Annotated in this window: 30 protein-coding genes; 28 read left to right on the plus strand and 2 right to left on the minus strand. The window is 53.6% G+C overall.

Annotated features, from left to right (window positions below; genetic code table 11):
* The first annotated feature begins 3 nt into the window (after positions 1–3).
* Complete coding sequence (gene idi, locus NAL19_RS07925) at positions 4–543, plus strand: isopentenyl-diphosphate Delta-isomerase (protein WP_263059347.1); 540 nt, start codon at positions 4–6, stop codon at positions 541–543.
* Positions 544–815: 272 nt separating this feature from the next.
* On the opposite strand, the gene NAL19_RS07935 is transcribed toward idi, so the two are convergent.
* Positions 816–1,478 (minus strand): LysE family translocator, encoded by a 663-nt coding sequence (locus tag NAL19_RS07935; RefSeq protein WP_225087723.1) that lies wholly within the window; start codon positions 1,476–1,478, stop codon positions 816–818.
* Positions 1,479–1,530: 52 nt separating this feature from the next.
* The gene (locus NAL19_RS07940) at positions 1,531–2,376 is read right to left on the minus strand and encodes an AraC family transcriptional regulator (protein ID WP_263059348.1); all 846 of its coding nucleotides are present in this window, start codon (positions 2,374–2,376) and stop codon (positions 1,531–1,533) included.
* Positions 2,377–2,589: 213 nt separating this feature from the next.
* Here NAL19_RS07940 and dinG point away from each other — a divergent pair, with 213 nt between their 5' ends.
* The 27 genes from dinG to NAL19_RS08070 all read left to right on the plus strand — a co-directional run bounded on the left by dinG (position 2,590) and on the right by NAL19_RS08070 (position 25,235).
* Positions 2,590–4,689 (plus strand): ATP-dependent DNA helicase DinG, encoded by a 2,100-nt coding sequence (gene dinG, locus NAL19_RS07945; RefSeq protein ID WP_263059349.1) that lies wholly within the window; start codon positions 2,590–2,592, stop codon positions 4,687–4,689.
* Between the two features lie 514 nt (positions 4,690–5,203).
* Positions 5,204–6,637, plus strand: coding sequence for a serralysin family metalloprotease (locus NAL19_RS07950; protein WP_225087726.1), 1,434 nt, complete (start codon positions 5,204–5,206; stop codon positions 6,635–6,637).
* A 105-nt stretch (positions 6,638–6,742) separates the two neighbouring features.
* Entirely contained in the window at positions 6,743–7,054 is a 312-nt protein-coding gene (locus tag NAL19_RS07955) for a protease inhibitor Inh/omp19 family protein (RefSeq protein ID WP_317630320.1), read from the plus strand.
* Between the two features lie 17 nt (positions 7,055–7,071).
* Positions 7,072–8,799 (plus strand): type I secretion system permease/ATPase, encoded by a 1,728-nt coding sequence (locus NAL19_RS07960; RefSeq protein WP_263059350.1) that lies wholly within the window; start codon positions 7,072–7,074, stop codon positions 8,797–8,799.
* Between the two features lie 27 nt (positions 8,800–8,826).
* Positions 8,827–10,155: an HlyD family type I secretion periplasmic adaptor subunit gene (locus NAL19_RS07965; RefSeq protein ID WP_225087729.1), complete on the plus strand. Its 1,329-nt coding sequence runs from the start codon at positions 8,827–8,829 to the stop codon at positions 10,153–10,155.
* 2 nt (positions 10,156–10,157) lie between these two features.
* Positions 10,158–11,504 (plus strand): TolC family outer membrane protein, encoded by a 1,347-nt coding sequence (locus NAL19_RS07970; protein ID WP_263059351.1) that lies wholly within the window; start codon positions 10,158–10,160, stop codon positions 11,502–11,504.
* A 110-nt stretch (positions 11,505–11,614) separates the two neighbouring features.
* A complete protein-coding gene (locus tag NAL19_RS07975) occupies positions 11,615–11,944 on the plus strand; it encodes a putative holin (protein WP_010281025.1) in 330 nt (109 codons plus the stop codon).
* A 1-nt stretch (position 11,945) separates the two neighbouring features.
* Entirely contained in the window at positions 11,946–12,557 is a 612-nt protein-coding gene (locus NAL19_RS07980) for a transglycosylase SLT domain-containing protein (protein WP_263059352.1), read from the plus strand.
* Positions 12,547–13,221, plus strand: a complete 675-nt coding sequence (locus NAL19_RS07985; protein WP_263059353.1) for a hypothetical protein — start codon at positions 12,547–12,549, stop codon at positions 13,219–13,221. The genes NAL19_RS07980 and NAL19_RS07985 overlap by 11 nt, the downstream gene beginning before the upstream one ends.
* Complete coding sequence (locus NAL19_RS07990; protein WP_180741352.1) at positions 13,211–13,540, plus strand: hypothetical protein; 330 nt, start codon at positions 13,211–13,213, stop codon at positions 13,538–13,540. Before NAL19_RS07985 ends, NAL19_RS07990 begins: the two co-directional genes overlap by 11 nt.
* Positions 13,533–13,844: a hypothetical protein gene (locus NAL19_RS07995; protein ID WP_225087733.1), complete on the plus strand. Its 312-nt coding sequence runs from the start codon at positions 13,533–13,535 to the stop codon at positions 13,842–13,844. The genes NAL19_RS07990 and NAL19_RS07995 overlap by 8 nt, the downstream gene beginning before the upstream one ends.
* A gap of 262 nt (positions 13,845–14,106) precedes the next feature.
* Positions 14,107–14,574 (plus strand): Gp37 family protein, encoded by a 468-nt coding sequence (locus tag NAL19_RS08000; protein ID WP_263059354.1) that lies wholly within the window; start codon positions 14,107–14,109, stop codon positions 14,572–14,574.
* A complete protein-coding gene (locus tag NAL19_RS08005; RefSeq protein WP_180777048.1) occupies positions 14,571–14,768 on the plus strand; it encodes a hypothetical protein in 198 nt (65 codons plus the stop codon). The genes NAL19_RS08000 and NAL19_RS08005 overlap by 4 nt, the downstream gene beginning before the upstream one ends.
* Positions 14,758–16,185 (plus strand): phage tail sheath subtilisin-like domain-containing protein, encoded by a 1,428-nt coding sequence (locus tag NAL19_RS08010; protein WP_263059355.1) that lies wholly within the window; start codon positions 14,758–14,760, stop codon positions 16,183–16,185. Before NAL19_RS08005 ends, NAL19_RS08010 begins: the two co-directional genes overlap by 11 nt.
* The gene (locus NAL19_RS08015; protein WP_005972713.1) at positions 16,185–16,709 is read left to right on the plus strand and encodes a phage major tail tube protein; all 525 of its coding nucleotides are present in this window, start codon (positions 16,185–16,187) and stop codon (positions 16,707–16,709) included. The genes NAL19_RS08010 and NAL19_RS08015 overlap by 1 nt, the downstream gene beginning before the upstream one ends.
* A gap of 56 nt (positions 16,710–16,765) precedes the next feature.
* The gene (locus NAL19_RS08020; RefSeq protein ID WP_263059356.1) at positions 16,766–17,062 is read left to right on the plus strand and encodes a 2Fe-2S iron-sulfur cluster-binding protein; all 297 of its coding nucleotides are present in this window, start codon (positions 16,766–16,768) and stop codon (positions 17,060–17,062) included.
* A 139-nt stretch (positions 17,063–17,201) separates the two neighbouring features.
* Positions 17,202–17,522: a phage tail assembly protein gene (locus NAL19_RS08025; RefSeq protein WP_225087738.1), complete on the plus strand. Its 321-nt coding sequence runs from the start codon at positions 17,202–17,204 to the stop codon at positions 17,520–17,522.
* Positions 17,467–17,610 carry a GpE family phage tail protein gene (locus NAL19_RS21680; RefSeq protein WP_094431851.1) on the plus strand — a complete coding sequence of 48 codons (144 nt, stop codon included), beginning with the start codon at positions 17,467–17,469 and terminating at the stop codon, positions 17,608–17,610. Before NAL19_RS08025 ends, NAL19_RS21680 begins: the two co-directional genes overlap by 56 nt.
* Positions 17,611–17,618: 8 nt before the next feature.
* On the plus strand, positions 17,619–17,747 hold the full coding sequence (locus tag NAL19_RS08030) for a hypothetical protein (protein WP_263059357.1): 129 nt from the start codon (positions 17,619–17,621) through the stop codon (positions 17,745–17,747).
* A gap of 85 nt (positions 17,748–17,832) precedes the next feature.
* Positions 17,833–20,304, plus strand: coding sequence for a phage tail tape measure protein (locus NAL19_RS08035; RefSeq protein WP_263059682.1), 2,472 nt, complete (start codon positions 17,833–17,835; stop codon positions 20,302–20,304).
* Positions 20,304–21,233, plus strand: a complete 930-nt coding sequence (locus NAL19_RS08040; protein WP_263059358.1) for a phage tail protein — start codon at positions 20,304–20,306, stop codon at positions 21,231–21,233. Before NAL19_RS08035 ends, NAL19_RS08040 begins: the two co-directional genes overlap by 1 nt.
* Positions 21,223–21,435, plus strand: a complete 213-nt coding sequence (locus tag NAL19_RS08045) for a tail protein X (RefSeq protein ID WP_180741347.1) — start codon at positions 21,223–21,225, stop codon at positions 21,433–21,435. The genes NAL19_RS08040 and NAL19_RS08045 overlap by 11 nt, the downstream gene beginning before the upstream one ends.
* Entirely contained in the window at positions 21,423–22,583 is a 1,161-nt protein-coding gene (locus NAL19_RS08050) for a phage late control D family protein (protein ID WP_225087740.1), read from the plus strand. The genes NAL19_RS08045 and NAL19_RS08050 overlap by 13 nt, the downstream gene beginning before the upstream one ends.
* Positions 22,580–23,161 carry a phage baseplate assembly protein V gene (locus NAL19_RS08055; protein WP_225087741.1) on the plus strand — a complete coding sequence of 194 codons (582 nt, stop codon included), beginning with the start codon at positions 22,580–22,582 and terminating at the stop codon, positions 23,159–23,161. The genes NAL19_RS08050 and NAL19_RS08055 overlap by 4 nt, the downstream gene beginning before the upstream one ends.
* Before the next feature lie 58 nt (positions 23,162–23,219).
* Positions 23,220–23,567, plus strand: a complete 348-nt coding sequence (locus NAL19_RS08060; protein WP_181847671.1) for a GPW/gp25 family protein — start codon at positions 23,220–23,222, stop codon at positions 23,565–23,567.
* A complete protein-coding gene (locus NAL19_RS08065; protein WP_263059359.1) occupies positions 23,558–24,661 on the plus strand; it encodes a baseplate J/gp47 family protein in 1,104 nt (367 codons plus the stop codon). The genes NAL19_RS08060 and NAL19_RS08065 overlap by 10 nt, the downstream gene beginning before the upstream one ends.
* Positions 24,654–25,235: a phage tail protein I gene (locus NAL19_RS08070; protein ID WP_263059360.1), complete on the plus strand. Its 582-nt coding sequence runs from the start codon at positions 24,654–24,656 to the stop codon at positions 25,233–25,235. The genes NAL19_RS08065 and NAL19_RS08070 overlap by 8 nt, the downstream gene beginning before the upstream one ends.

The raw sequence follows: 25,235 nt of genomic DNA on the forward strand, positions 1-25,235 counted from the left end.
GGTATGCCGTTGACTGAAGTGGTTCTTGTTGATGAAAGTGACAAGCCAACGGGGGTAATGGAAAAGCAGGAAGCGCATGTAAAAGGGGCATTACATCGTGCGATCACCGTCTATATTTTCAACTCTCGCCAGCAACTGTTATTGCAGCAGCGTGCGGAGGAGAAATACCACAGCGGCGGTTTATGGAGTAACACCTGTTGCAGCCATCCTGCGCCCGGTGAAGAGACATTACAGGCGGCACACCGCCGTTTGTATGAAGAAATGGGATTACGCTGTGTGCTAACGCCGATGTTCACATTGACCTATCGCCTGCCGCTGGATAACGGGCTGATTGAGCATGAGCTGGGGCATGTGTATTTTGGCGTGACGGATGACCTTCCGCAGATAAATCCTGATGAGGTATCGAGCTATGAATACCAATCGATGGACGATATTGCACGGCGGATGACGGCGACGCCCGAACAGTTTACCGCCTGGTTCCAACTGACCTTCGCGCGTATTCCTGAGTACTGGCAGACGTTTCAGTCTGAGCAACCAAATTAATTAAAGCGATGCGAATTGCCGCGTTTCCGTGCGGCACCGTTCGTGCAGTCGGCGGTGCTTTGGGGCGAAAGCCTCAGCCTGAGTGCACGATAATAATGTAACCCACCAGCATCATGCCGGAGATGCCGCCTAAGGCAAGCAGGGCAAAGAGACCGATAATACCGATTTTTTGAAGAGTCATCAGGTTATCCTTTTGTTAATTGCCCCGAATTATAAAGCCTTCCACCCGTGAAACAAGATCGAAACGCTCCGCGCTTTTTAAATAAACCGCATTAGCGAAATAAAAGCAGCGCACCAAAAAACATCAGAATGACGCCAGCACCGCGTTCAATCGGGTTAAGCCAACGCGTTAAACGCTGCTGAATCAACGGACGAGCGATCAGTGCGGCGATCAGCAGATCCCACACCAGAACGACAGAAAACATCCAGCTACCGCTGACGAATTGCTGCGTTGGTGTCACATTCTGCCCAAGAATACTGGTCATCAGGCTGATGTAGAACAGCATGTTTTTGGGATTCAACAGCGCCGAGCCGAGTCCCAGCAAAATTTGTTTACGCAGCGTCGGGCAGTGGTCGGACGGTTGTTCCGCCTGTAATGAGAGCACTGAACGGCTTTTCACTAACTGATAGCCCACCCAGAGCAGATAAGCTGCCCCGCCTAACTCGATGAGGGTAAACAGCGTGGGCGAATGTTGAATGCCTGCCCAGCCAATCGCCGCCAGCAGAATGTAAATGCCGTTACCCAGCGCGATACCCAGACAAATCCCCGCACTGCCGCGCAGTTGGTAACGAATGGCGTAAGCTGTCAACAAAAAGAAGTCCGGTCCTGGACTCAGCAGCGCCACAAAATGTGCCAGCGCCAGAGCGGGAAAGTGAGTGGGAAAGAGAGCCTCGGCGGAAAACAGGGTATTGATAAACGGTGCATTGATGAACATGGTATGTCTGACCTCAATAAGTAATCGAGGCCAGTCTAGACAAGGCGTCCCGCTATTTATTGTCAAATATTGATCGCGCGTACTGACCCGGCGTCGCGGCGGTGTATTGCACAAACGTTTTGTGAAAATGGCTTTGATCGCAGAAGCCGCTTTGATAGCTAGCATCAACCAGCGGTGTGCCTTGTTTCAGCAGCGATTTGGCATACTCAATACGGGCATTATTCAGGAATGCCATCGGCGTGATGCCAGTATCGTGACGAAACTGTCGCACGATGGTTTCACGTCTCAGGTTTAACTCCTCCGCCAGCGTTTCCAGCGAGGGGGCTTCTTGCAAATTATTCAACAGACGTTCGCGTACATGGCGTGTCGTGATTTGCGATGCCTGATGCGGTAATGCTGGCAAACCGGAAGGGGCGGGAAGGCAATATTGTTGCCAGATGGGTGCCAGCATCGCTTTGAGCTGGTTATCTGCCGCTGCAATGTCTCCCCGATACAGCAGGGCAATGATGTGCTGATAATGTCTAAACCGTTCGGGATCGCGTAAGACGACGCAGTTGCAACGCAGGGTATCTACTTGATAACCACAGTGAGTAGCGATTTGAGCGAGACACCACTCGGCATCCAGGTACAGCATGTGATAACTGCGCGTTTTGCCGGGCAGTGGGTTACAGCTGTGCGGCTGTTGAGGATCGATAAAGATCAGGTCGCCAACCTGTAAGTGGTGAGTGTCGTTGCGGTACTGACATAGCGTTTCGCCGTGTTCTATCGCCCCAATCGAAAATTGCGCATGGCTGTGTGTTTTATAGGCATGACTGCTGTTGCGCGTGCTGCGGCTTTCAACGTGCGGTAAGTGTGGTGAAAACCAGTACGATTGGTTAATGGCATGGACTGAGGACATAATTTACCGAAGCTATTGTTTACGGAAATAGCGTTTACCGCTCGCGATAAAGGTCGTGTTTGATAAACAGATGTGTCTGGTAAAAAGAATAACTCACCCTAATCGTTGGGCGGAAGATTGTCGAGGTCAGAAGCATCGCACACGTGATATCGGCTGACGTCGCCGGGCGTCTGTGGGACAATGGCGGCCAGATTACACAAATACAGAGTATGCATGACGCTGTCCCCCGCAATAAAATTGCAGATTGGTCAATGGTATAAGGCCCTGCAAGAACAAATCCCGGATTTTATTTCCCGCGTTCCCCAGCGACAGATGATTGCCGAAGTGGCGAAAACACTGGCGGGTGATTACCCGCGCCATCTGGCTATTGAAGCGCCAACCGGCGTCGGGAAAACGCTTTCTTACCTGATTCCGGGTATTGCGGTGGGGCGTGCGGAGGATAAAACACTGGTGGTCAGCACGGCGAATGTGGCATTGCAGGATCAGATTTACAGCAAAGATTTGCCGCTGTTGCAGAAGTTTATTCCCGAACTAAAATTTACCGCCGCATTTGGCCGTCGTCGTTATATTTGCCCGCGCAATCTGGCGATGTTGGCAACCGATCCCGATGCGCAGGGAGATTTACCGCTCTTTCTGGATGACGAACTGATGTCCGCCAGCAAGGAGGAAAAGCGTACCTGCGTACGGCTCGAAAAGGCGCTGCAAGGTTACGCCTGGGACGGACTACGCGACCATTATCAGGATACGATTGACGATAGCCTGTGGCAGAAGCTGAGTACTGACAAAGCGAACTGTCTCGCGCACAACTGCCATTACTATCGTGAGTGCCCGTTCTTCATCGCACGGCGTGAGATCGAACAGGCCGATGTGGTCGTCACCAACCATGCGTTGGTGATGGCGGCGATGGAAAGCGAATCGGTACTGCCTCCCCCTAAGAATCTCCTGCTGGTGCTCGATGAAGGGCACCATATTCCTGACGTTGCCCGCGATACGCTGGAGATGTCCGGTGATATTCATCCCGCTTATATGATGGCGCAACTGGAACAACTGGTGCAGCTCATCGGGCAATGTATGGCGCAGTTTGCCCCTAAATCACCGCCGCGACTCGCTAATAGTGAACGGTTAACCAGCCACTGTGAGGAGATCCGCGAGTGCGTGCTGTCTTTCTCGCAAATGTGCGGTCTGTTTCTTCCGCCTGACGGGCAGGAAACCGAGTACCGCTTTGCGATGGGCAAAATGCCGGATGAAATGCGTGAACTCTGCGTTCGGTTGTTCAAATTGACCGATACGCTGCGGGCGCTAGCGGAGTATATGCTTAACGACCTGAGTGAGAAAACCGGGAAGCATGATGTGGTGCGGGTCTATCATGCCTTGTTGAAAATGAGCCGCCAGCAGGGCTACCTTGAGTCTATGAGTAAACTGTGGCGGCTGGCCGCGATGGAGAAATCTTCAAATGCGCCAGTTTCCAAATGGATCACCAGGGAAACGCGTGATAACCAGCCGCATCTTCACCTTCACTGCGCGGGGATCCGCGTCTGCGAGCAGCTTGAAAGACTGCTGTGGAGTAAGGTATCGCACGTCGTGGTGACCTCGGCGACGCTGCGTTCGCTGAACAGTTTTGCGCGTATTCAGGAACTGTCTGGTCTCGGTGAGGAAGAGGGGGACACGTTTATCGCGCTGGATTCGCCGTTCAACCACCGTGAACAGGGGCGTCTGGTGATTCCTAAAATGCGGTATGAACCGCTGATCGAATCTGAAGCGCAGCATATTGCTGAAATGGCGCAGTTTTTCCGGGCGGAGCTAAAGCAGGATAAACATAAAGGCATACTGATGCTGTTTGCCAGTCAACGTGCCATGCAGCTGTTTCTGACACAGGTTACCGATTTGCGTCTGATGCTGCTGGTTCAGGGAGATAAGCCGCGCTACAGGCTGGTTGAACTGCATCGTCAGCGGGTACAGGAAGGGCAGACTAGCGTACTGATTGGCTTACAATCCTTTGCAGAAGGATTGGATCTCAAAGGGGAACTCCTTTCTCAGGTGCATATCCATAAAATCGCGTTTCCGCCCATCGATAGCCCGGTGATTCTGACGGAGGGCGAGTGGCTAAAAAGCCTCAAACGGCATCCGTTTACCGTACAAAGTTTGCCCAGCGCCTCGTTTAACCTCATCCAGCAGGTTGGACGCCTGATTCGCAGCCATGATTGCTTTGGTGAAATCGTCATTTACGATCGCCGCCTGTTGAGCAAAGGCTATGGCGCACAGCTGTTGGCGGCGTTGCCCGTTTTCCCGATCGAACAGCGAGATATGCCATAATAAATTACTCTCTATGCGTTCGCTGAATAAAGGGGTAACTAATCCCTATTTAGCGCTATATTTTTTTATTCTTATTTGTTAGATTTGTCTCCGAACAGCAAGGATGCCGTTAATACGTGTGACAAAATATGTCATTGCTCGGCGCGATTTTTGTCAACCATGGAAAGGTGTCACGATGAGAATTAACGCAATTAATAAAAATTCTTATTTTTCAAAAATTAATACCACTTGGTATCTGTCTTTCTAGCTGTTCATATCCATACTAATAATAAAAATAGTCACTGTGATCTTATTATTTATCATTTGATAATAACGAAAATAATTTGCTTTATTAATTATTTCCTTATTGAGGTGGTTTTTATTTATATGCGTTTTTTATATAAATATTTCTTAGTGAGCATTATCTACCCAGGAGACGATTAGCACGCGACCACGCGCGGTACATGCAATATAGCCATTGCATGGAGGGATTTAGGATTCTGATCATCCCGATCAGACTTATGGAGAAGAAAAGATGGCTTTACGAGATGAAGATAAGGATACCGCTGAATCGGCATTGCATGCAGCGGGAACGGGGTATAGCGATGTGTACGATCTGTATAATTACCATTCACGTGGCGATGGACAGCTTAATGGCAAACCCTCGTTCACAAGCGATTTGGCAGCGAAGGAAATTGTCCGCGACGGTCTGACCTGGAATGGCACGAACGTATTCGGCAAATCCGCTAATCTGACCTATTCGTTCTTACAGAACGTGCGGTCTATCCCTTCTGGCGATCAGGGCTTTGTGAAGTTTAACGCCGCTCAGACTCAGCAAGCTAAGCTGTCTCTGCAATCGTGGTCAGATGTCGCTAACATCACGTTTACCGAGGTCAATCCAAGCCAGAAAGCCAACATCACGTTTGGTAATTACACCCGTGATTCAAGCGGTCGACTGGACAATAGTACCCAGGCCTATGGCTATATGCCGGGTAACCACTCGGCGGCCGGCAGCACCTGGTACAACTACAACGTCGACAATATCCGTAACCCAGATACGATGGAGTATGGGCGCCAGACGCTGACGCATGAAATTGGCCATGCGCTGGGTCTGAACCATCCAGGGTCTTACAACGCTGGCCAAGGTAACCCGACCTACCGCGATGTGACCTATGCGGAAGATACGCGCCAGTTCAGCCTGATGAGTTACTGGAGTGAGCAGAACACCGGAGGAGATTTCCAGGGGCACTACGCTGCTGGTCCGTTGATCGATGACATCACGGCAATCCAATATCTATACGGTGCGAACATGAACACGCGTACCGGAGACACGGTATACGGTTTCAACTCCAACACCGGCCGTGATTTCTATACCGCGAATAGCAGCAGTGACAAACTGATCTTCTCCGTTTGGGATGCGGGCGGTAACGATACGTTTGATTTCTCTGGTTACAGAAACGATCAGCGTATCAACCTGAATGAAGGCGGATTCTCTGATGTTGGCGGTCTGAAAGGTAACGTTTCTATCGCCCACGGCGTCACTATCGAAAACGCGATTGGCGGCTCCGGCAACGATATTATTATCGGCAATGACGCGAATAATATTCTGAACGGCGGTGCAGGCAATGACGTCATTTACGGCGGCGGCGGGGCAGATACGCTGACGGGCGGTGCGGGCAAAGATATTTTTGTCTACGCCAGCGCGAGCGACTCTTCCTATAAGAACGGTTATGACACCATTACGGACTTCCAACGCGGCATCGACAAAATCGATCTGTCAGCGCTGAATCCAAAAGGTGATTTGCAGTTCGTCAACGCTTTCACCGGACGTGGCAATGAAGCGTTGCTTAACTGGGATGCAGAGAGTAATACCACCGATCTGTGGCTGAATTTTGCCGGTCAGACCACACCAGACTTTCTTGTGCATATTGTTGGTCAGCCGTCTGCGGCAACCGATTTTATCGTGTGATGTAGCAAGGACGGGGAAATCCCCGTCCTTTTCTGTTATCTACTAGGGGCCACTATGAAAAAGTTAATCATCGCGGCGTTGTTAAGTGCAATAAGCGGAGGATGTATGGCAAGTAGTCTGAAATTACCTTCAGCAAGTGAGCTAAGCGGCGTATGGCAATTGCGTGGCGGAGAACAGCAGTGCGAGGTTGTGCTGCACAATACGCCGTTAGTGGATAACATCTGGCGTCTTGAGGGTGATGTAGCGTGTTTAAAAGCGCTGCTGCCGGATGTGCCCGCCGGATGGCGGCCGACGCCGGACGGTATCACGCTGACGAAAGCGCAGGGTCAGTCCGTCGCGTTTTTTAGCAAGGAAAAAGAGGGCTATACGCTGACGTTGCCTGATGGCAGTACACGGACGTTGCATAAACAGCCCTGACAGGAGAGGCAAACGCAGTGAGTCAACTAGCAAATAAGGAACGTTCGTTGTTGAGTATACTGCGTCCTTTCCGGCGCAGCTTTTGGAGCATTGGGATTTTCAGCGCCATCGTTAATCTACTGATGCTGTCGCCCTCTATCTATATGCTGCAGGTTTACGATCGCGTACTGGCGTCGGGGAATGGCACCACGTTGCTGATGCTCACCCTGCTGATTGCCGGTCTGGGGATATTCATGGCGGCACTCGAATGGGTGCGAAGTCTGGTGGTCGTGAGACTCGGCACCCGTATCGACCTACAGCTGAATCAACAGGTTTTCAACGCCGCGTTTGAGCGCAATCTGGAAGCCGGTGAGGCCAAAGCGGGTCAGGCACTGAACGATCTCACGCTCTTGCGGCAGTTCATTACGGGCAACTCACTGTTTGCCTTCTTTGATATTCCCTGGTTTCCCTTCTTTTTATTGGTGCTGTTCCTGATCCACCCGGTTCTCGGCCTGCTGGCGCTGGGAGGGACGGTGGTGCTGGTGCTGCTGGCGTGGCTGAATCAGTATCTCACCACGTCGCCTTTGGAAGAGGCTAACCATGAAGCGCTACAGGCGACCCATCTTGCGGATACGCAACTGCGCAATGCGGAAGTTATTGAATCGATGGGAATGTTGCCTAACTTGCGCCGCCGCTGGCTGGGGCAACACTACCGCTTTATTACCTTGCAAAATCTGGCAAGTGAACGGGCTGCGGTTGTCGGCGCGGCATCCAAACATGCACGCGTTTTTCTGCAATCGCTGATGCTCGGCGTGGGTGCCTTGCTCGCGATTAAGGGCGAGATTACGCCAGGCATGATGATTGCGGGTTCAATTCTTGTCGGGCGTGTGCTGAGTCCTATCGATCAGTTTATTGGTATTTGGAAACCGTTAAGCAGCGCCCGTCAGGCCTGGCATCGACTGAGTCGTATCATGGCCGCGTATCCACCTAAAGCGGCACCGATGGCGTTACCAGCGCCAGTTGGCCAGCTCAGCGTCGAGAATGTGCTGTTGCAGACGCCACAAGGGGCGGCCAGGTTGCAGGACATCCATTTCTCGCTTCAGGCGGGGGAAACGCTGGCGATTCTGGGCGCCTCCGGTTCGGGGAAATCGACACTGGCACGCCTGCTGGTGGCGACGCAAACACCAACGCGCGGCAAGGTTCGACTGGATGGCGCCGATCTCAACCAGGTAGATAAAACCGCGTTTGGCCCGGCGATGGGCTACCTGCCGCAGGATGTGCAGCTCTTTAAGGGCACGTTGGCGGAGAATATTTCCCGCTTTGGCGAACATGATGCGGAAAAAATTGTGGCGGCGGCGAAGCTGGCTGGCGTCCACGACATGATTCTTAGCCAACCGCAGGGATACGACACCCCGCTCGGCGCTGACGGCAACGGGCTGTCGGGCGGGCAGCGGCAGCGCATTGCTCTGGCGCGTGCAGTGTATGGTGACCCCTGTCTGCTGGTGCTTGATGAGCCGAACTCTAGTCTCGATAACGAAGGTGAAATGGCACTGGCACAGGCGATCTCGCATCTTCAGAAGCGGGGGGCGACGGTGGTACTGATTACGCATCGTCCTGCGTTAACCACGCTGGCACATAAGATTCTGGTGCTCAATCAGGGGAGGCAGCAACGCTTTGGCCCTGCGCGCGATATTCTGAGCGAACTGCAACCGCGACGTGCCGCCAATCAGGCACAAATGACACCTTCTGCCGCTGTCCAGCGGTAACACGGAATGACGACAACAGGGAAAGACATGTCCGCATCAGAAATAAGCGAAGAGAGTATGAACCAGACGGCGCAGCGCGATGAAAAACGTGCCGTGCGTCTGGGGTGGCTGCTGGTGCTTGCCGGGTTTGGTGGCTTTCTCCTGTGGGCACTGTTTGCCCCCTTGGATAAAGGCGTGATGGTGAATGGCAGCGTGGTGATTTCCGGTAACCGCAAGGTTGTGCAGCACAATCAAGGCGGCATTGTCGATAGAATTCAGGTGAAAGACGGCGACAGAGTCGAGGCCGGCCAGATCCTGCTCACGCTGAATGAGGTTGATGCGCGTTCGGCGAGTGAAGGGCTGGATGGTCAGTATTTACAGCTGGTGGCACGGGAAGGTCGACTGCTTGCCGAGCAGCAGCGCCTGAACGATATGGTGATGACGCCCCGCCTGCAACTTCTCGCTGAAAGGCCGGAGATGAACGTAATTACGGCATTGCAGCGTGATTTACTGCGCAGCCGTCAGCAATCACTCAAGCTTGAAGCTGAAGGAATGCGTTCCAGTATTGCAGGCATGGAGGCGTCACTCAGCGCCCAACGTCAGGTGATGTCCAGTAAGCAGAAGCAGCGGGAGACGCTGGAACAGCAGCTACAAGGGCTGCGTTCACTGGCGGCGGAAAACTATGTACCGCGTAACAAAATGCTGGAGAACGAACGTTTGCTGGCGCAGCTTAACGGCGACATCGCCCAGTTGGCGGGGGATACGAACCGTATCCGCCGTGATATTGAGCAACAAACGCTGCTGATAGCACAGCGTCAGCAGGAATACGACAAGGAAGTGAACAGCGAGCTGGCGGAAGTGCAGGCGTTGCTGAGTGATGTGGGCAGTAAGAAGGAAAAAGCCGATTTCAATTTGGCGAATATCCAGATGCGCGCGCCTGTTTCCGGCACGGTGGTCGGGCTGAAAGTGTTTACGGAAGGCGGTGTGATTGCGCCGGGGCAGACGCTGCTGGAGATTGTGCCGGACGATCAGCCGCTGTTGGTGGATGCGCGCCTTCCCGTGGAGCTGGTGGATAAGGTCTGGCCGGGGCTACCCGTCGAGTTGCAGTTCGTCGCGTTTAACCAAAGCACAACGCCGCGCGTAGCGGGAACGGTCGAGCTGTTGTCCGCCGACCGCCTGCTGGATGAGCGAGACGGTTCTCCTTATTACAGCCTGCGCGTGATGGTGGATGATGCAGGAAAACGTGAGCTGGAGGGGTTGGAAATCAAACCCGGCATGCCAGTACAAGGGTTTGTGCGTACTGGGGAGCGGTCGTTCGTCAATTATCTATTTAAGCCTTTAATGGATCGCCTGCATCTGGCATTAACGGAAGAGTAATCATGCAAAGGATCGCGATAATCATGCTGTTTGGGCTGCTTTCTTCGGGCGCGAGCGCATTAGGACTGCTTGATGCCTGGGAGTTGGCGTTGCGTAACGACGCTCAGTTTCGTGCGGCGGGGTTTGAACGTGCGGCAGGTCAGGAAGAGGAAAACATCGGGCGTGCCAATCTGCTCCCCAACCTCCAGTATGGCTATAGCGCTAACCGCAGCCACTCCAAAGTCACCCAAACGGATAGTTTCACCAATAACACGCTAAAACGTGATTACAACAGCTACACGTCCACGTTGTCGCTGCGCCAGCCGCTGCTGGATTATGCAGCCTGGGCGCGCTATCAGCAGGGCGTTGCCCGCACACTAATGGCCGACCAGCGTTTTCGCGATCGCAGTCAGGATCTGATGGTACGGTTATATAAAGCCTGGAGTAGCGCGCTGCTGGCGCAGGAAAAACTGCAATTGCTGGATGCGCAACAGCGGGCGTATCAGGAGCAGTTGGCGCTGAATAAACGTCTCTTACTTGCGGGCGAAGGGACGCTAACGGATGTGCGGGAAACGGAAGCGCGCTTTACGCTGATGGAAGCACAGCGGATTGAGCAGCAGGACAATCTGGATGCCGCGATCACCGATCTGGAAAATATGACGGGTACAGCGCTGGATATCACGGCGCTGCATCCTCTGACGCTCACTCAACTGCCGCCTGCGGAATCAGGCAAGCAGACGCTGGCGCAGTGGCGCGATCTTGCCGTGCAGCATAATGCCAAACTGGCGACGCAGCGCGAGGGGCTGACGGTCAGTCGTTATGAAATTGAACGCAGCCGCGCCGGACATTTACCCACGCTGTCGTTGGTGGCATCGTCGCGCAATAGCCGTTCGGAAAGTGAATACAACTACAACCAGAAATACGACACGCAGAGTGTCGGCTTGCAGTTGAACGTGCCGCTTTATTCCGGCGGTTCCGTCTCGGCATCGATGCGGCAGGCCGCAGCGGAATATCAGCAAACTCAGGCGGAACTGGACGATCAAACCAAACAAACGCTGGCGGAATTGAAAAAATACTACAACCTGTACAACAACGGGTCGGCGAAAATTAAGGCCTGGCAAATGACCGCCTCGTCGGCACAAGAAGCGGTCAACGCCACGCGATTAAGCGTCGCGGGCGGCGAACGTATCAATCTGGATATTCTGCTTGCCGAACAGGATTGGTATAACGCCCGACGAGAACTGGCGGAAGCGAAATACAGCTGGCTTCAGGCGTGGCTCTTACTACGCTATACCGCAGGGACGCTGAACGAGAAAGATATTCTGGAACTGGCGGCCTGGTTTCAACCAGCAACGACCCCTTCGTTTTAAATGGTTCAATTTTGTAGGATATTGTGCCTCAGTAATACTTAAACTCCTTTAAAATCATCAAACATCCTCATTTTGCATAATGGCCTCCGTTCTTATCAGGAGGCTTTATCGTGAAAAAAATCAAAAAACCGCGTCTTACCGGCTGGATTGTGACATCCGCTTTTCTCTTTGCTGTCATCGGGCTGATTTCACCACAACAGCTTCCCGTCACCGTCTATAAGCTCTCGCTTATCTCACTCGCCGCCGTACTCGGTTACTGGCTGGATCGTTCGCTATTTCCTAAAGCGCGCCCCGGTTTGTTCCTCGAACAAGGTGATGAACCTGTGCCGCGCGGACGTTTCCCGGTTCGGGACGGCCACCACACCGTGTTTGCAGCTGCGATGCTGCGGCGTGCGCTGATTGTGTCAGCCGTTTGCATCGGCGTAGCGATGGGGTTGTGATATGCGCTACTTTTTCATCATTCTGTTTTTTAAAACAATACTGTTAAGTGCTGTGGCCTGCGCAGATACGATCCCTCGTGCCGCGCAGGCGTACCGCAGTGATGTCATCCGCAGCGCACGGCTGGATTGGGGCATGAATGCCCCGATTGCAGACTTTGCCGCGCAACTGCATCAGGAAAGCGGCTGGAATCCACGGGCCGTCTCGCCCGTCGGTGCACAAGGGCTGGCTCAGTTTATGCCGACAACCGCTGACTGGTTTAGCGGTATCGTTCCTGAACTTCGGGCAAACCAACCGTTTAATCCGGCCTGGGCTATCCGCGCGCTGACGGGTTATGACCGCTGGTTGTGGACACGAATCAGTGCCAGCAATGATTGCGAACGCATGGCAATGACGTTGTCGTCTTACAACGGCGGGCTTGGCTGGTTACAGCGTGATAAACAGCGCGCGAAGATTGCCGAGAAGGACATCCTTCGCTGGTTCGGCCATGTGGAAACCGTCAATGCCGGGCGCAGTGCCGCCAACTGGCGTGAGAACCGTCATTATCCCGATCGTATTTTGCATCAGTTGGCGCCATGGTATCTGAGCTGGGGGAGGGCGAGCTGTGTGGAATAGTCTGTTTATCAATAGCCTGAAATCCCTTCTTTCGCCGCGCGTGGTCACGGTTCTGTTTGCTGTTGTGCTGCTACTCGCGGTCTATCTGACGGGGCGTCATCAGGGTTATCAACTGGCACAAGCATTGGGAGATGCCGCGCTGGCGAAACAGCTGGCGGCATTCAACTTGCTACAGCAGCAGCAAGCCGAAACCCAGAACCAGCTATCACGTGCGGCGGCAGAGCAATACCAGCAGCAGGTAGCGCGTGGGAACCAACTCGAACAGCGCTATCTCGCTGCGCGTCAAAAACTGGCGGCGGATAACGCCGCCCTGCAACGGAAGATCGATCATGTTACTCAGCAATATATTGACGAAAAAGGCAAAGTTCAGCCTGTGCAGTGCGTGTTTACTCGTGGCTTCGTGCAGCACTACAACGCCGCTTTCGGTCTGTCCGCCGACGGTGCCACAGACATTACCGCCGCTGCCCGCCGCACTGGCGCAGCGCCCGGTTCCGGCGCAGCCGCTGACGCCGAATTACAACCTTCAGGCGTCTCCCAGCGCGATATCCTCGCCAATATCAGTGACAACGGAGAACGCTACCAGGCGCTAAGCGCGCAGGTTAACGCACTGCTGGATTACATCGAAGCGTTACAACAGGCAAGGGAGGTAACACGTGAAGATTGAAGTGGAGTTCTGGTCGCTGGTCGGCCTGCTGTTGTCGTTTATGAGCTTCCTGTTTGCCGCTGGGCGGATTCTGCTTACCCAGATTGAAAAACGGCTGAACGAGCGTTTTGCCGCGCTGGAAAATGCGCGCCAAAAGAGCGAGCAAGGATGGACGCGGCTGGAGCGTGAGTTTCTGGAATTTCGCGCTGATTTACCGCTGATCTATGTGCGACGTGAGGATTACATCCGTGGTCAGACGGTCATCGAAGCCAAACTGGATGCACTTTACAATAAACTGGAGTTAGTGCAGCAGCGGCATGTGGGAGGCAATCATGGCTGACACGCAGCGTATTCGGCAGGAATCGATGCGTTGGCATTTGCTGATCGCATTAAATAAAACACGCCCTTACACCGCGAATGAAATGTTCCTGCTGGCGCTGATGCAGCGGCTGTATGCCGATGCCTCTGCGCTGGAGCTACGTCATGCGCTGGATTACCTAGCCGATCGCAAGATGGCGGTATTAACCAAGGAGGTGAGCGGCGTCTGGCTGGCGAATCTCACCCGTCTTGGCGTGGATGTCGTGGAATATGCGGTGGATTGTATGGTTGGCATCGCCCGGCCTGAAAAATACTGGGATCGGTAATCCCATTGCATGGCTTGCGCTTCTGCCTTTGCGCGTTGTCAGTGTCGCCATATTTCTCTGCGCCAGCACGATTGTGTTGGCGTTTTTTTTATCGAAATAATTTTTATTTTTCATGGTATTAGCCGTTATTTTTCAAATAAATCACGTCGCTGTTTTTTCTAAAACAGATTAAAAGCCGCCGCCAACCATTATCCGGATACTAGCGCCATCAACACGATGCGTCGCCAAAACAGGACGCCATCAACACAGCGGGTGAACGGATATGAATACCAGACCAATTATCGATGCGGTGATAGCCCGCCTCAAGCAGCACTTACCGGCACGGCGGATTGCGTCCTGTCCAGAAAACATTCTGACCGGGCCAGAGCTTCTGACGGCTGGCGACGTTCTGGTGGGGTATCGCGGTTCCGAGTTTTCCGCACCGGAAGATGCGGATTCTCCGGTTCAGACGCAGCGGCCACAGCTGATGGTCGCTGTGTTGTTGCCCGAGCTGGATGGCGAAGACGGCGTGCTGGCCACGCTCGATACCGTCCGTCAGGCGCTGGGAGGATACCGACTGCGTGACTGCCATCGCGGTATTCGGTTAGTTCGTGACCGTTATGTTGGCTACACCGAAGGACGCTGGCATTACGCCATCGATTGCACCACTGAAACCCTTTTTATCGAAGACCGCGAGCAGACGGATGGTCCGCTGCTTACCACGGTTAATTATGAGGAGAAAGACGCATGAAGTATCGCTATACCGGCCCTGCCAGCGGCGTCACGCTGGCAGATGGTCAGGAAATTCTGCTTTGGCCCGCTCAGGTGACTGAACTGCCGGCAGATCATGAGTATGTGAAAACGCTGATCGCGCTGGGCTATTTGCTGCCTGTCGCGGGTCAGAATCTGGCGGATAGCGAAACGGAGGTGACCCTTGGCCGCTAATTATTTACACGGTGTAGAAACGATTGAAGTTGAAACCGGTGCTCGTCCGGTGAAAACCGTCAAATCTGCGGTGATTGGGCTGATTGGTACGGCGCCACAGGGTGCGGTCAATGACGTTACGCTGTGCCTGTCCGAAAAAGACGCGGCACAGTTTGGTAGCCAGTTCGGCGGCTATACGATCCCGCAGGCGCTGGATGCGATTTACGATCACGGTGCGGGTACGGTTCTGGTTATCAACGTGCTGGATCCGGTGAAACACAAATCGTCGGTGAACGCAGAAAAAGTCATCTTTGACAAAGCGACCGGTACGGCGCAACTGGCGAACCGTGTGGTTGCCAAACTGGTGCTGACGGCGGCGGAAGGCAGTCAGCCGTTTGTCGAAGGTCAGGACTATACGCTGGATGCACAAACTGGCGTACTGAAAAATCTGGGTAAAAATATCGATGCCGCTGCTGTAGTCAGCGCGTTTTATGACTTTGCTGATGTCACGAAAGTGACTGCCGCCGACATCATCGGCAGCATCAACGCCGCGGGCAAACGTACCGGTATGAAGCTGTTGAACGATACCTACAACCTGTACGGCTTCTTTGCCAAGATTCTGATTTCGCCGGTGTTCTGTACGCAAAATAGCGTAACGACCGAGCTGATCGCACTGGCGGACAAACTGGGCGCGATTGCCTATATCGATGCGCCAATCGGTACCACCTTTGCGCAGGCGCTGAGCGGCCGTGGCCCGGAAGGCACGATCAACTTCAACACCAGCTCTGAACGCGCTCGTCTGTGCTATCCGCACGTCAAAGTGTACGACGCGGAAACCAACAGCGAACGTCTGGAACCGCTATCGGCGCGTGCTGCTGGCCTGCGTGCCAAAGTCGATCTGGAAAAAGGTTTCTGGTGGTCGTCGTCCAACCAGGAAATCAAAGGGATCACCGGTGTAGAGCGCCAGCTGTCCGCGATGATTGACGATCCGCAGAGTGAAGTGAACCTGCTGAACGAGCAGGGCATCAGCACCATTTTCAACAGCTACGGCTCCGGCCTGCGTCTGTGGGGTAACCGCACCGCCGCCTGGCCAACCGTGACGCACATGAAGAACTTCGAAAACGTGCGTCGTACTGGCGATGTGATTAACGAATCCATCCGCTATTTCAGCCAGCAGTACATCGACATGCCGATCAACCAGGCACTGATCGACGCATTGGTGGAATCGGTCAACGCCTATGGTCGCAAGCTGATCGGCGATGGTGCGCTGCTGGGCTTTAAGTGCTGGTTCGATGCCGCGCGTAACGAGCAAACCGAGCTGGCGGCAGGGCACCTGTTGCTTAACTACAAATTCACTCCGCCGCCACCGCTTGAGCGTCTGACCTTTGAGACGGAGATCACCTCGGAATACCTGGTAACGCTGGAGGGCACTAACTGATGGCCGGGAAAATTGAAGTAAACCGTATTACCAACGCCAACATCTACATCAACGGCACCAACCTGCTGGGGCGTGCGCAGGAAATCAAACTGCCGGATGTCTCCATGATCATGCAGGAGCACAAGGCGCTGGGTATGGTCGGTAAGATCGAACTGCCTGCGGGCTTCGACAAACTGGAAGGTGAGATCAAATGGAACTCCTTCTACCGCGAAGCAATGCTGGCGGCGGCGAACCCGTACCAGTCGCTGGCGCTACAGTGCCGCTCCAGCGTGGAACGCTACGGCTCTCAAGGCCGTATCGAAGAAGTGCCGCTGGTGACGTACATGACCATCATGTTCAAAAAGAATCCGCTGGGTACGTTCAAGCAGCATGAAAACCCGGATTTCAGCAGCGCATTCAACTGCACCTACATCAAGCAGGTGATGAACGGTGAAGACCTGCTGGAGCTGGATTATATGTCCAACATCTTCATGGTGGGCGGCGTGGATCAACTGAACAGCTACCGTGCCAATATCGGCGGTTAATTTATCTTCCAGGCTCGCCAGTAGGGCGGGCGTTTCTATCAATCAATGAGGTGACTATGTCAGCAAAAGTATTTGATATTATCGACTTGGAAAATAATATTCATTTTCAATGCCGCGAAGATGTCTACATTTTGGATGCGGGGGAAGAAGCAGGTTTTGATTTACCGTATTCCAGCCGTGCTGGCGCGGATCCTTCATCGGTAGCACGTTTGATTTCTGGTCAAGTCGATCAAAGCGATGGTTCCTATTTAGATGACAACCAGAAAGCGGCCGGCTTCTTTCTGACTGATACCTCTTACCCGCTAAGCAATTGTGTTGTTCGCTTCTATGCAGAAGATGAGCTGCATCATTAATTATCAATGTTCGCGTTATCGTAATGAGAGGGGCTTCGGCCCCTTTCTTATGCCCGCCATTTTCGTTTTCTAATTCACTTTAAAATCGTTATTCCTCGCTGCACGCGATACTGCTCCCGACATTTACTAAGGAGCCGTTATGCACACTGAAACCTATTCTCTGCAATTCCCTTACACCACCTCTGCTGGCCAACGCGTGGAGTCCATTTCGCTCAAGCGTCTGAAAGTCAAAGACATCAAAGCGGTAAAAAAAATCAGCGATGACCCAAGCAACTGGGACGACGCACTGCTGTCGCGCATGACCGGTCTGGTGCCGGAAGACATCGATGAGATGGACGCGCAGGACTATATGGCGCTGCAAAAACGATTTCAGCAGCTACTTGGGTTGGATAACGCAGCCGGCGCTGCTGTGGAAAGCGCAGGCGCTACTGGCGAGGTGGTTTCGCTTTCAGCCGAGTGAAATTGATGCGCTGGAACTGGACGATTTTGAACGCTGGTTGGATGAAGCCAGCGAACAGATAAAACGTGAGAACGGTGAGGAAGACTGATAACTGACATGATTACTGAGTCCACCATCCACCCTAACCCGGCCAGCGATAGGACGCTGGCCGTTTTACTCCCTCACCACCTGTCTTCTTCTCCTGCTGATTACCGCCCTTTTCCTCGTTTTATCCCCGGTTTGTGATGGGGAAACCAAGCTGGAGCGGCGCAAGCCGCCGTCTCCGATCCGCCCCGTAAGGGGTTTTTCTAAATGAGAGTGAACCGTGGATATGCTTTTAAACGGTGTCATGCTGGGCAGGGCGTTTGGCGCCACGCTGGATGACACAAAAAAATCCCTGCAGCCACTTAGCGATAAACTCAAACAAGCTGAGGAGTGGCAGCGTCTGTTTAATCAGTCGCTAGAACGTTTTGGCAATGTCAGTTTGCGCAGCACACAAGTGACATCCCGACTGAGCCAGTCATTAAGTAAATTGGTAACCAATCAGGAACGGCTGGAGAGTAGCCAGTCACGTCAGGAAACGCTACGTAGCCGTCGAAGTGAACTCGCTAGTGACTTTAAGACTAAGCGCGAACAGTTCGGTTCTGTCATGAAGCCAATTGTGGCGTCGGTTACACGCTATGCGTCGTTCGAGGCGCAGTTGCGCGACATCAGCGTTGCTCATGGGATATCGAGCGAGCAGGAAAAGTTGATGGGGCAGAAGCTACGTCAATCTTCTCAACGCGTAAACCAAACGCCGGATGCGCTGCTTAGCAGTACCGGACAGCTGCTTGCTCGCGGTATGTCAAAAGAGCAGGTAACGGATGTAGCCGAGGTGCTGGGGAAAACGTCAACGGCCTCTGGCGCGGCGCTGTCCGATCTTACCGCGCTTTCGGCCACATTGGATGGCGTGTTTAACCTGAAAGGAGCGAAAGCGCTGGAGGAATCCTTCTCCCGCATGCTGGCGGGGACTAAGCAAGGGTTTTCCATGGCGTCGATGGCGCAATACGCGACGGCGCTGGCTCCAGGATTTACGGCGATGGGGGCGACAGGCAATCAGGCGCTGAGTCAGTTAGTTTCCAGTCTGAGTGCGACAAAAGGCACGGATACGGAAGCGAACACGGCTGCCCGGCTGGAGAGCTTTATGAATGCCGTGGGGCGAACCGACATTGCTGACAGTTACGGCAAAGCGGGCGTGAATTACAACGCGTTGCTGAAAAGCCATATGAAAGATGGATATTCACAGTACGACGCAGCGGTTCTGATTGGCAATCAGTTGATCGACAGCAAAGGCAGTCAATTCCAGAAACGCTGGGACATGGCGGCGGGTAACGTGGACGCACAGCAAAGCTTAATGCAGCGTTACGGCTTGCAGGAGGTGTTCCGAACACCAGAAGCGCTCAATCATGCGATGTCGATGAAACAGAATTGGCAGAGCTATCAAGCAAACCAGCAGCGGATGAATAGCCCGGCGGCCACGCAAACGCTGGGTCTCGACTTCGCCCGACAGAATGACACATTGACCGCGCGCTGGAATCAAATGACAACGTCAGTGATGAACATTGCGCTCAATGTGGGAGAAGCACTGACGCCGGTATTGGTTTCCTTGAGCGACATACTGATTCCTATTTTGGATCAATTGGTGACCTGGACGGCAGCGAACGCTGAACTGGTTCGCGGGATCGTGATGGCCGTTGCCGGTTTCTTCGCGTTCAGAATGGCATTGAGCGGGGCGAAGTTGGGGATGACCACGCTGTTATCGCCTTTGCAGAGCGTTTGGGGCGGTATTTTGCAAGTTCAGCGCGGTTGGCAATTGTTCAATGCGGGATTAAGAACGACGGGCGTATTACAAGGTGTGGGAGCGGCGCTGAACTGGCTGGTTGGCGGAGCCGGAACATTAGGGCGCATGCTTGGCGGTGTGTTACGCAGCGGCTTGATGATGGCAGGCCGAGCAATATTGGTGCTGGGGCGTTTGCTGCTGACAACACCAATTGGCTGGATAATTACCGCGATTGTGGGGGCAGTTGCTTTGATTTACTACTACTTTGATCCAATCGCTGCATTTTTCAAAGATCTCGGTTCAAAAATTGGCAATGCTTTCGATGCGGGTCTGGAAGCGCTCAGTGATGCGGTATCCGGTGGCGTAGTAGGTATTACCGCTTTACTGCTCGATTGGTCACCCTACGGTGTGCTGTATTCCATCTTTGCTGATACTGTTAGCGAACTGGGGATTCAGCTTCCCGGCAGCCTCAGTGAGCTCGGTGGCGTGATTATTGATTCCCTGGTTAAGGGGCTGGTCAGTTATTTCCCTGAGCTAAAAAATGTCCTGAAAACGATCGATGAGTTTATTCCCGATAGCGTTAAAGACTTTCTGGGTATCGGCTCGAAGAAAGTGTCTGTAGAAGCCAGCGGTCAATCTGTGGCTGCCAGTGTTATGACTCCACCCGTTCTGCAACCCACTCAAGTATCTGCATTGTCGCTACAGCCGACGCAGCATGTTGAATCACCTAAGACTGAGGACACAATGCCAACCCCGCAACAGCGGGTTGCAATGACATCATCTGTCGGTGGCGCGAAAGGTAAGTTAGTCAGCGCAGCCCCTTCCGAACGTGTTCAGGTTGCTTTCTCACCCACCATTTATCTCAACGGCCAGAAGGCTGCGCCAACGCCTGAAATGACGAAGACGCTGACGCTTAGCATGAATGAACTGGAAAATATGTTGAACAAGCTGCTCACTCAGCGTGAGCGCAGGGGGTATGCCTGATGTTTGCGGTATTAGGAGATATTGAATTTAAAGTAACCGCCTATTGGGACGGCTTTAATACGTCATTCGGGGCAGATTACGCCGAGCATAGCCGTATTGAAGGTAAACCCGGTCTGCAATTCATCGGCGCGAAGCTGGACGAAATTCGTATTAGCCTGGTGTTTCACCAGCAATATTGCACGCCGGATGTGGAACTGAAGCGGTTGAATGAAGCGATGCGAGCGCATCAGGCGATGGCGCTGGTCTTCGGTAATGGGGACTATCGCGGCTGGTTTGTGATTACTGCACTGACCTCGACCAGCCAGCATACCGACGCGAAGGGCAACGTATTGGCTATGAATGCTGAGCTGACGCTGCGCGAATACATTGGCGATCCGAAGAATCCGCTCAAGCCGCCGGCGATACAGACGCCTGTTCCTAACGTCAGTGCAATCACCAAGGCTGTTGAGAAAGTGAACGACTTTGCGACCTCGTTACGTACGGCCGTTACGTATGCCAAGAAGGCGCAGTCTGCCTTTAAAGCGGCGAAAACCACGGTGCAGATTGTCAAGCGGATGAAGAAAAATCCCGAAACGGCGCTGTTGCAAGTTCCCGGGCTGTTAACGCAAGTCGGAAATGTATTGACGCCGTTAAGTGAGGTGGAGCCTGCGTTTAAAAAAACGGCAGAAGCCATTTCTGATGCCGCGGTTCAGGTAGAGAAGATGATGCCTGAAATTACGGCGGTGAATAAAGCGGCGAATGATGTGCTGAAACAGGTCAGGCAAGTTGCCGACTTGTTGCAGGGCGTCGACAGTAAAAACGTCATCGAAAGGGTGGAAGCCATCAGTAAACATGTTGATGCAGCTAGCGACACGTTTAAAGGCGCGGAACCTGCGCTGAGCAAACTGACGGCGGAAATCGTGAAGAGGGTTGAAGCATATGCACCTTGAACATATCACTACACAAGGCGAACGCTGGGATACCTTGTCCTATCGGTATTACGGCGATCCGCTCGGCTATCCGCGGATTATTGCCGCGAACCCGCATATTCCGATTGTGCCGCTGTTGCCATCAGGCTTGGTGGTGCTGATTCCGATTATTGAACAGGCAGAAGCCAGCAACGCGGAGGACACCCCACCATGGCTGCGTTAACGGAAGAATTAACCTTGCTCTCGCCCGCCGTGTCGGACGTGCTGCAACCCGCGTTCACCCTGTGGTATCAGCAGAAAGACATTACCAATGATATCGCGCCGTATGTCACCAGCGTGACGTATACCGACAGCATCAAGAATGAGTCGGATTCGATCGAGGTCAGGCTCGACGATACCGACGGCCGCTGGATGGATAAGTGGTATCCCGGTACGGGCGATACGTTATCGCTCAAGCTAGGCTATCGCGGTGAAACGCTGTTTAACTGCGGCACGTTCTCGATAGATGAAATTGAGGTTAGCGCACCGCCCAGCGAAGTGATGATTCGCGGCGTCGCGACATCGGTCAACCGTGCATTGCGAACCAAGTCAAACCGCGGTTTTGAAGATACGACGCTAGCTGCCATTGCGACACGCATCGCGAAAAAGCATCAGTTGATGCTGGTAGGCAAGATTCAAATCATCAAGATCGATCGTGTTACGCAATATGCGGAAACTGATGTCGCTTTTCTAAAGCGGCTCGCCAGCGAATATGGCTATGTTGTGAAAGTGGTCAGCGACCAACTGATTTTTTCCCATCTGGCAACGCTGCGCAGCCAGGCGCCTGTTCGACAAATCAAGCCAACGGATGTCGCGCGTTTTTCACTGCGCGACACCATCAGCCACGTCTATAAAAACGCCAAGACGAAATATCAGAAAGGGAGTGAAAAGAAACTGATGGTTTATGAAGCTGACGGAGGCGTGAAAAGCGAAATGAAGTCTGCTGGCGCCGAGACCAGCGCGGATACGCTGAAAGTTAATGCCCGCGCGGCGGATGCCTCTGGCGTGCGGATGAAAACGGATGCCGCATTGGATGCGCATAACGAAAAGCAGCAAACGGGATCGATGACGCTGATGGGCAGCCCACAGTTGGCGGCGGGGAATAAAGTTGAACTGGTGTCGTTCGGCCAGCTTTCTGGTCAGTGGTTGATCGAATCGGCTCGCCATGTTCTGGAACGGGGTAGTGGTTATACCTCCGAGATCGGTGTGACGCGCGGACCGATTACGGCAGGCAAGCGTAAGTCGGACAGCGGAAAAACGCTGGTGACTTACCATCCTGATGGCAGCCAGACAACACAAACGGTTAAGAGTAAAAAGGATGTGGGGTTATGAGTTTATCTCGTCGAATTGGCACGATCAGTGCGCTGGATGAGGTTCGCGTTATGGTGCGCGTCCGTTTACCTGAGTGCGACAATCTGCGAACGGCCTGGCTACCGGTATTACAGCGCAATACGCAGAACAATAAGGATTACTGGTTGCCAGATATTGGCGAACAGGTCGAAGTTCTGCTGGACGGCAACGGCGAAGATGGTCTGGTTCTGGGTGCGATTTACTCCGCTGTTGATGTGCCAACGCTGGCAGATAAGGACAAAAGGGCGGTAACGTTCGCTGACGGCGCGCACATTGAATACGATCGCCGAACGCATACGTTAACGATCAACGGCGGCGTGCAGCATATTGCAATTAGCAGTGGCACTGACGTGGTGGTTAACGCTCAGAAAGTCACTATCAATGCGCCAGAGACGACGGTGACGGGTAAGCTGCTGGTACAAGGACAGCTCACCTACGAGAGCGGGATGTCCGGTTCCGGCGGTGCCAGCCTCAGTGGTGATGTCAATATCTCCGGCAACGTCAGCGCCAGCGGCAGTGTGATGGACGCGGGTGGCAACTCCAACCATCACTCGCACTAGTATTTTTCTAAACCGTTTTACAATTCCTTCCTCTCACCGGGGGCGACAATAGCCCCCTATGAAAACTCAATCTGTTTTTTGGCAACCGGCGCTGCAACGTTCTGGCGAAATCGTCGAAGGAACGGCAGATATCATGCAGGCGATTCACATCATCCTGCGGACACCCTGCGGCAGCGACCCACATCGGCCTGACTTTGGTAGCAATCTACATCTGTATCTCGATTATCCGATCGATCGTGCGATCCCGCATGTCGTCAGGGAATCGGTAGAAGCGATCAAACGATGGGAACCTCGCTGCCAGTTACTGGCGGTTAAACCTTCTGTGAATGGGGCTCACCTGACGCTGCACGTTAGCTGGAAAACCGCTAACGGCGCGACACAGACCACGGAGTTGTTATGGCGCTGACAGAACCCAATTTTATTGAACGCGACGCGGCGAAGATTACCGCCGAAATGATCGCGAAATATGAAGCTGACTCAGGGAAAACACTCTATCCAGCGCAGGCCGAACGCCTGCTGATCAACCTCTTTGCTTACCGGGAAACTTTATTGCGTAGCGCGGTCCAGGAAGCCGCCAAGCAGAACCTGGTCGCGTTTGCTCGTGCGCCGATGCTGGATTATCTGGCAGAACTGGTCGGCGTCTCCCGTTTGGCGGCGCAGCCGGCGCGTGCAGAGCTGCGTTTTACCCCCGAAGCGCCGTTAGTCAGCGATTTGCTGATTCCAGCAGGCACCCGCGTTAGCGCATCGGACAGCGTAATGTTCTCCACCGACAGCGATGCGCTACTGAGAGTGAACGGCAGCGGCGTCACTGTAATGGCGACCTGTACCGAAAGTGGCGAAGTGGGCAATGACTGGCTGCCAGCCCAGATCAGTACGCTGCTGGATGAGATTGGCGACAGCGATTTACGTGTCGTCAATATCACCAAAAGCAGCGGTGGGTCTGCGGAAGAGGATGACGATCGCCTGCGGGAACGCGTTCAACTGGCGCCGGAGTCGTTTAGCACCGCGGGATCGAAACTGGCGTATCGCTTCCATGCGATGCGGGCGCACCAAAACATTGTTGATGTCGCGGTGATGTCACCGGAACCGGGTGAGGTGGTGCTGTACCCGTTGCTCAGCACTGGTCTGCCGGACAGCAGCCTGCTCTCGCTGGTGGAAAGCTTTTGCTCCGACGAGCAGGTGCGCCCGCTGACGGATTTTGTCTCCGCTAAATCCCCCACGCAGGTGGATTACGCCATCAATGCCAAATTGACGCTGTTCAACGGTGAACAGGCTAGTGTCGTTCAGGCTGCGGCGGAGAAAGCCGTGCAAGCCTGGGTTGAAACCCGTACCGCCACATTGGGGCGCGATATTGTTCCGAGCCAGATTATCGCCACGCTTTCCATTCCCGGCGTGTATCAGGTGGAACTCGTTTCACCGTCATTGATGGTGCTTGATGACAGCGAATGGGCGAACTGCACGGGCATCAATGTCAGCGTCGTCGGGGTGTCGAATGGCTGATTCACTACGACTGCTGCCACCGCCTCTTGCTGCCGACGCCCGCTTTCGCTCGCTGGCGGAGTTAGCCGACCGCTTCGATGACATCGATCTGAATACCTTACTGGTTTATCTGATCGATATTGCCGATAGCAGCGCATTGCCTTGGCTAGCCGAACAGTTCTCGCTGTTTGGCGACGGATGGGAACTGGCGGAATCGGATGATTCCAAACGTGCGTTGATCAAGGCCGCTATCGATCTGCATCGCAGCAAAGGAACGCCGTGGAGCATTAAAGAGATCATCCGCCGTTTCGGCTTCGGCGAGAGCACGCTGATTGAGAACATCGGTCGCCTGAGTTACGACGGGGAAACCACCTACAACAACCTTTATGTACACGGCGACAAAGCGGCGTGGGCGGTCTATCGCGTGCTGCTAAAACAACCGATCACCAACGATCAGGCCAGAATGTTACGCAATGCCATTGGGATGTTTGCCCCAGCACGGTGTCACCTGGCCAGCATCGAATATTGGGAAGTGCCTATCCGCTACAACCGGACGGCGACATACGACAGTAACTACAATCATGGGAGCGCTTGA

The organism is Pectobacterium sp. F1-1, assembly GCF_025643735.1.
Taxonomy (GTDB): domain Bacteria; phylum Pseudomonadota; class Gammaproteobacteria; order Enterobacterales; family Enterobacteriaceae; genus Pectobacterium; species Pectobacterium colocasium.

Bases quoted from the DNA above. Each gene is read 5' to 3' on its own strand.
- NAL19_RS07995 (WP_225087733.1), top strand. From the start codon at position 13,533: ATGGCTGACACGCAGCGTATTCGGCAGGAATCGATGCGTTGGCATTTG.
- NAL19_RS08045 (WP_180741347.1), top strand. From the start codon at position 21,223: ATGCACCTTGAACATATCACTACACAAGGCGAACGCTGGGATACCTTG.
- NAL19_RS07935 (WP_225087723.1), bottom strand. From the start codon at position 1,478: ATGTTCATCAATGCACCGTTTATCAATACCCTGTTTTCCGCCGAGGCT.
- NAL19_RS08020 (WP_263059356.1), top strand. From the start codon at position 16,766: ATGTCAGCAAAAGTATTTGATATTATCGACTTGGAAAATAATATTCAT.
- idi (WP_263059347.1), top strand. From the start codon at position 4: ATGCCGTTGACTGAAGTGGTTCTTGTTGATGAAAGTGACAAGCCAACG.
- NAL19_RS07980 (WP_263059352.1), top strand. From the start codon at position 11,946: ATGCGCTACTTTTTCATCATTCTGTTTTTTAAAACAATACTGTTAAGT.
- NAL19_RS08070 (WP_263059360.1), top strand. From the start codon at position 24,654: ATGGCTGATTCACTACGACTGCTGCCACCGCCTCTTGCTGCCGACGCC.
- NAL19_RS07965 (WP_225087729.1), top strand. From the start codon at position 8,827: ATGTCCGCATCAGAAATAAGCGAAGAGAGTATGAACCAGACGGCGCAG.
- NAL19_RS08050 (WP_225087740.1), top strand. From the start codon at position 21,423: ATGGCTGCGTTAACGGAAGAATTAACCTTGCTCTCGCCCGCCGTGTCG.
- NAL19_RS08005 (WP_180777048.1), top strand. From the start codon at position 14,571: ATGAAGTATCGCTATACCGGCCCTGCCAGCGGCGTCACGCTGGCAGAT.
- NAL19_RS08040 (WP_263059358.1), top strand. From the start codon at position 20,304: ATGTTTGCGGTATTAGGAGATATTGAATTTAAAGTAACCGCCTATTGG.
- NAL19_RS07970 (WP_263059351.1), top strand. From the start codon at position 10,158: ATGCAAAGGATCGCGATAATCATGCTGTTTGGGCTGCTTTCTTCGGGC.
- NAL19_RS08035 (WP_263059682.1), top strand. From the start codon at position 17,833: ATGCTTTTAAACGGTGTCATGCTGGGCAGGGCGTTTGGCGCCACGCTG.
- dinG (WP_263059349.1), top strand. From the start codon at position 2,590: ATGACGCTGTCCCCCGCAATAAAATTGCAGATTGGTCAATGGTATAAG.
- NAL19_RS08030 (WP_263059357.1), top strand. From the start codon at position 17,619: ATGATTACTGAGTCCACCATCCACCCTAACCCGGCCAGCGATAGGACG.
- NAL19_RS08000 (WP_263059354.1), top strand. From the start codon at position 14,107: ATGAATACCAGACCAATTATCGATGCGGTGATAGCCCGCCTCAAGCAG.
- NAL19_RS08065 (WP_263059359.1), top strand. From the start codon at position 23,558: ATGGCGCTGACAGAACCCAATTTTATTGAACGCGACGCGGCGAAGATT.
- NAL19_RS08025 (WP_225087738.1), top strand. From the start codon at position 17,202: ATGCACACTGAAACCTATTCTCTGCAATTCCCTTACACCACCTCTGCT.
- NAL19_RS07950 (WP_225087726.1), top strand. From the start codon at position 5,204: ATGGCTTTACGAGATGAAGATAAGGATACCGCTGAATCGGCATTGCAT.
- NAL19_RS08015 (WP_005972713.1), top strand. From the start codon at position 16,185: ATGGCCGGGAAAATTGAAGTAAACCGTATTACCAACGCCAACATCTAC.
- NAL19_RS08055 (WP_225087741.1), top strand. From the start codon at position 22,580: ATGAGTTTATCTCGTCGAATTGGCACGATCAGTGCGCTGGATGAGGTT.
- NAL19_RS07940 (WP_263059348.1), bottom strand. From the start codon at position 2,376: ATGTCCTCAGTCCATGCCATTAACCAATCGTACTGGTTTTCACCACAC.
- NAL19_RS08060 (WP_181847671.1), top strand. From the start codon at position 23,220: ATGAAAACTCAATCTGTTTTTTGGCAACCGGCGCTGCAACGTTCTGGC.
- NAL19_RS07955 (WP_317630320.1), top strand. From the start codon at position 6,743: ATGGCAAGTAGTCTGAAATTACCTTCAGCAAGTGAGCTAAGCGGCGTA.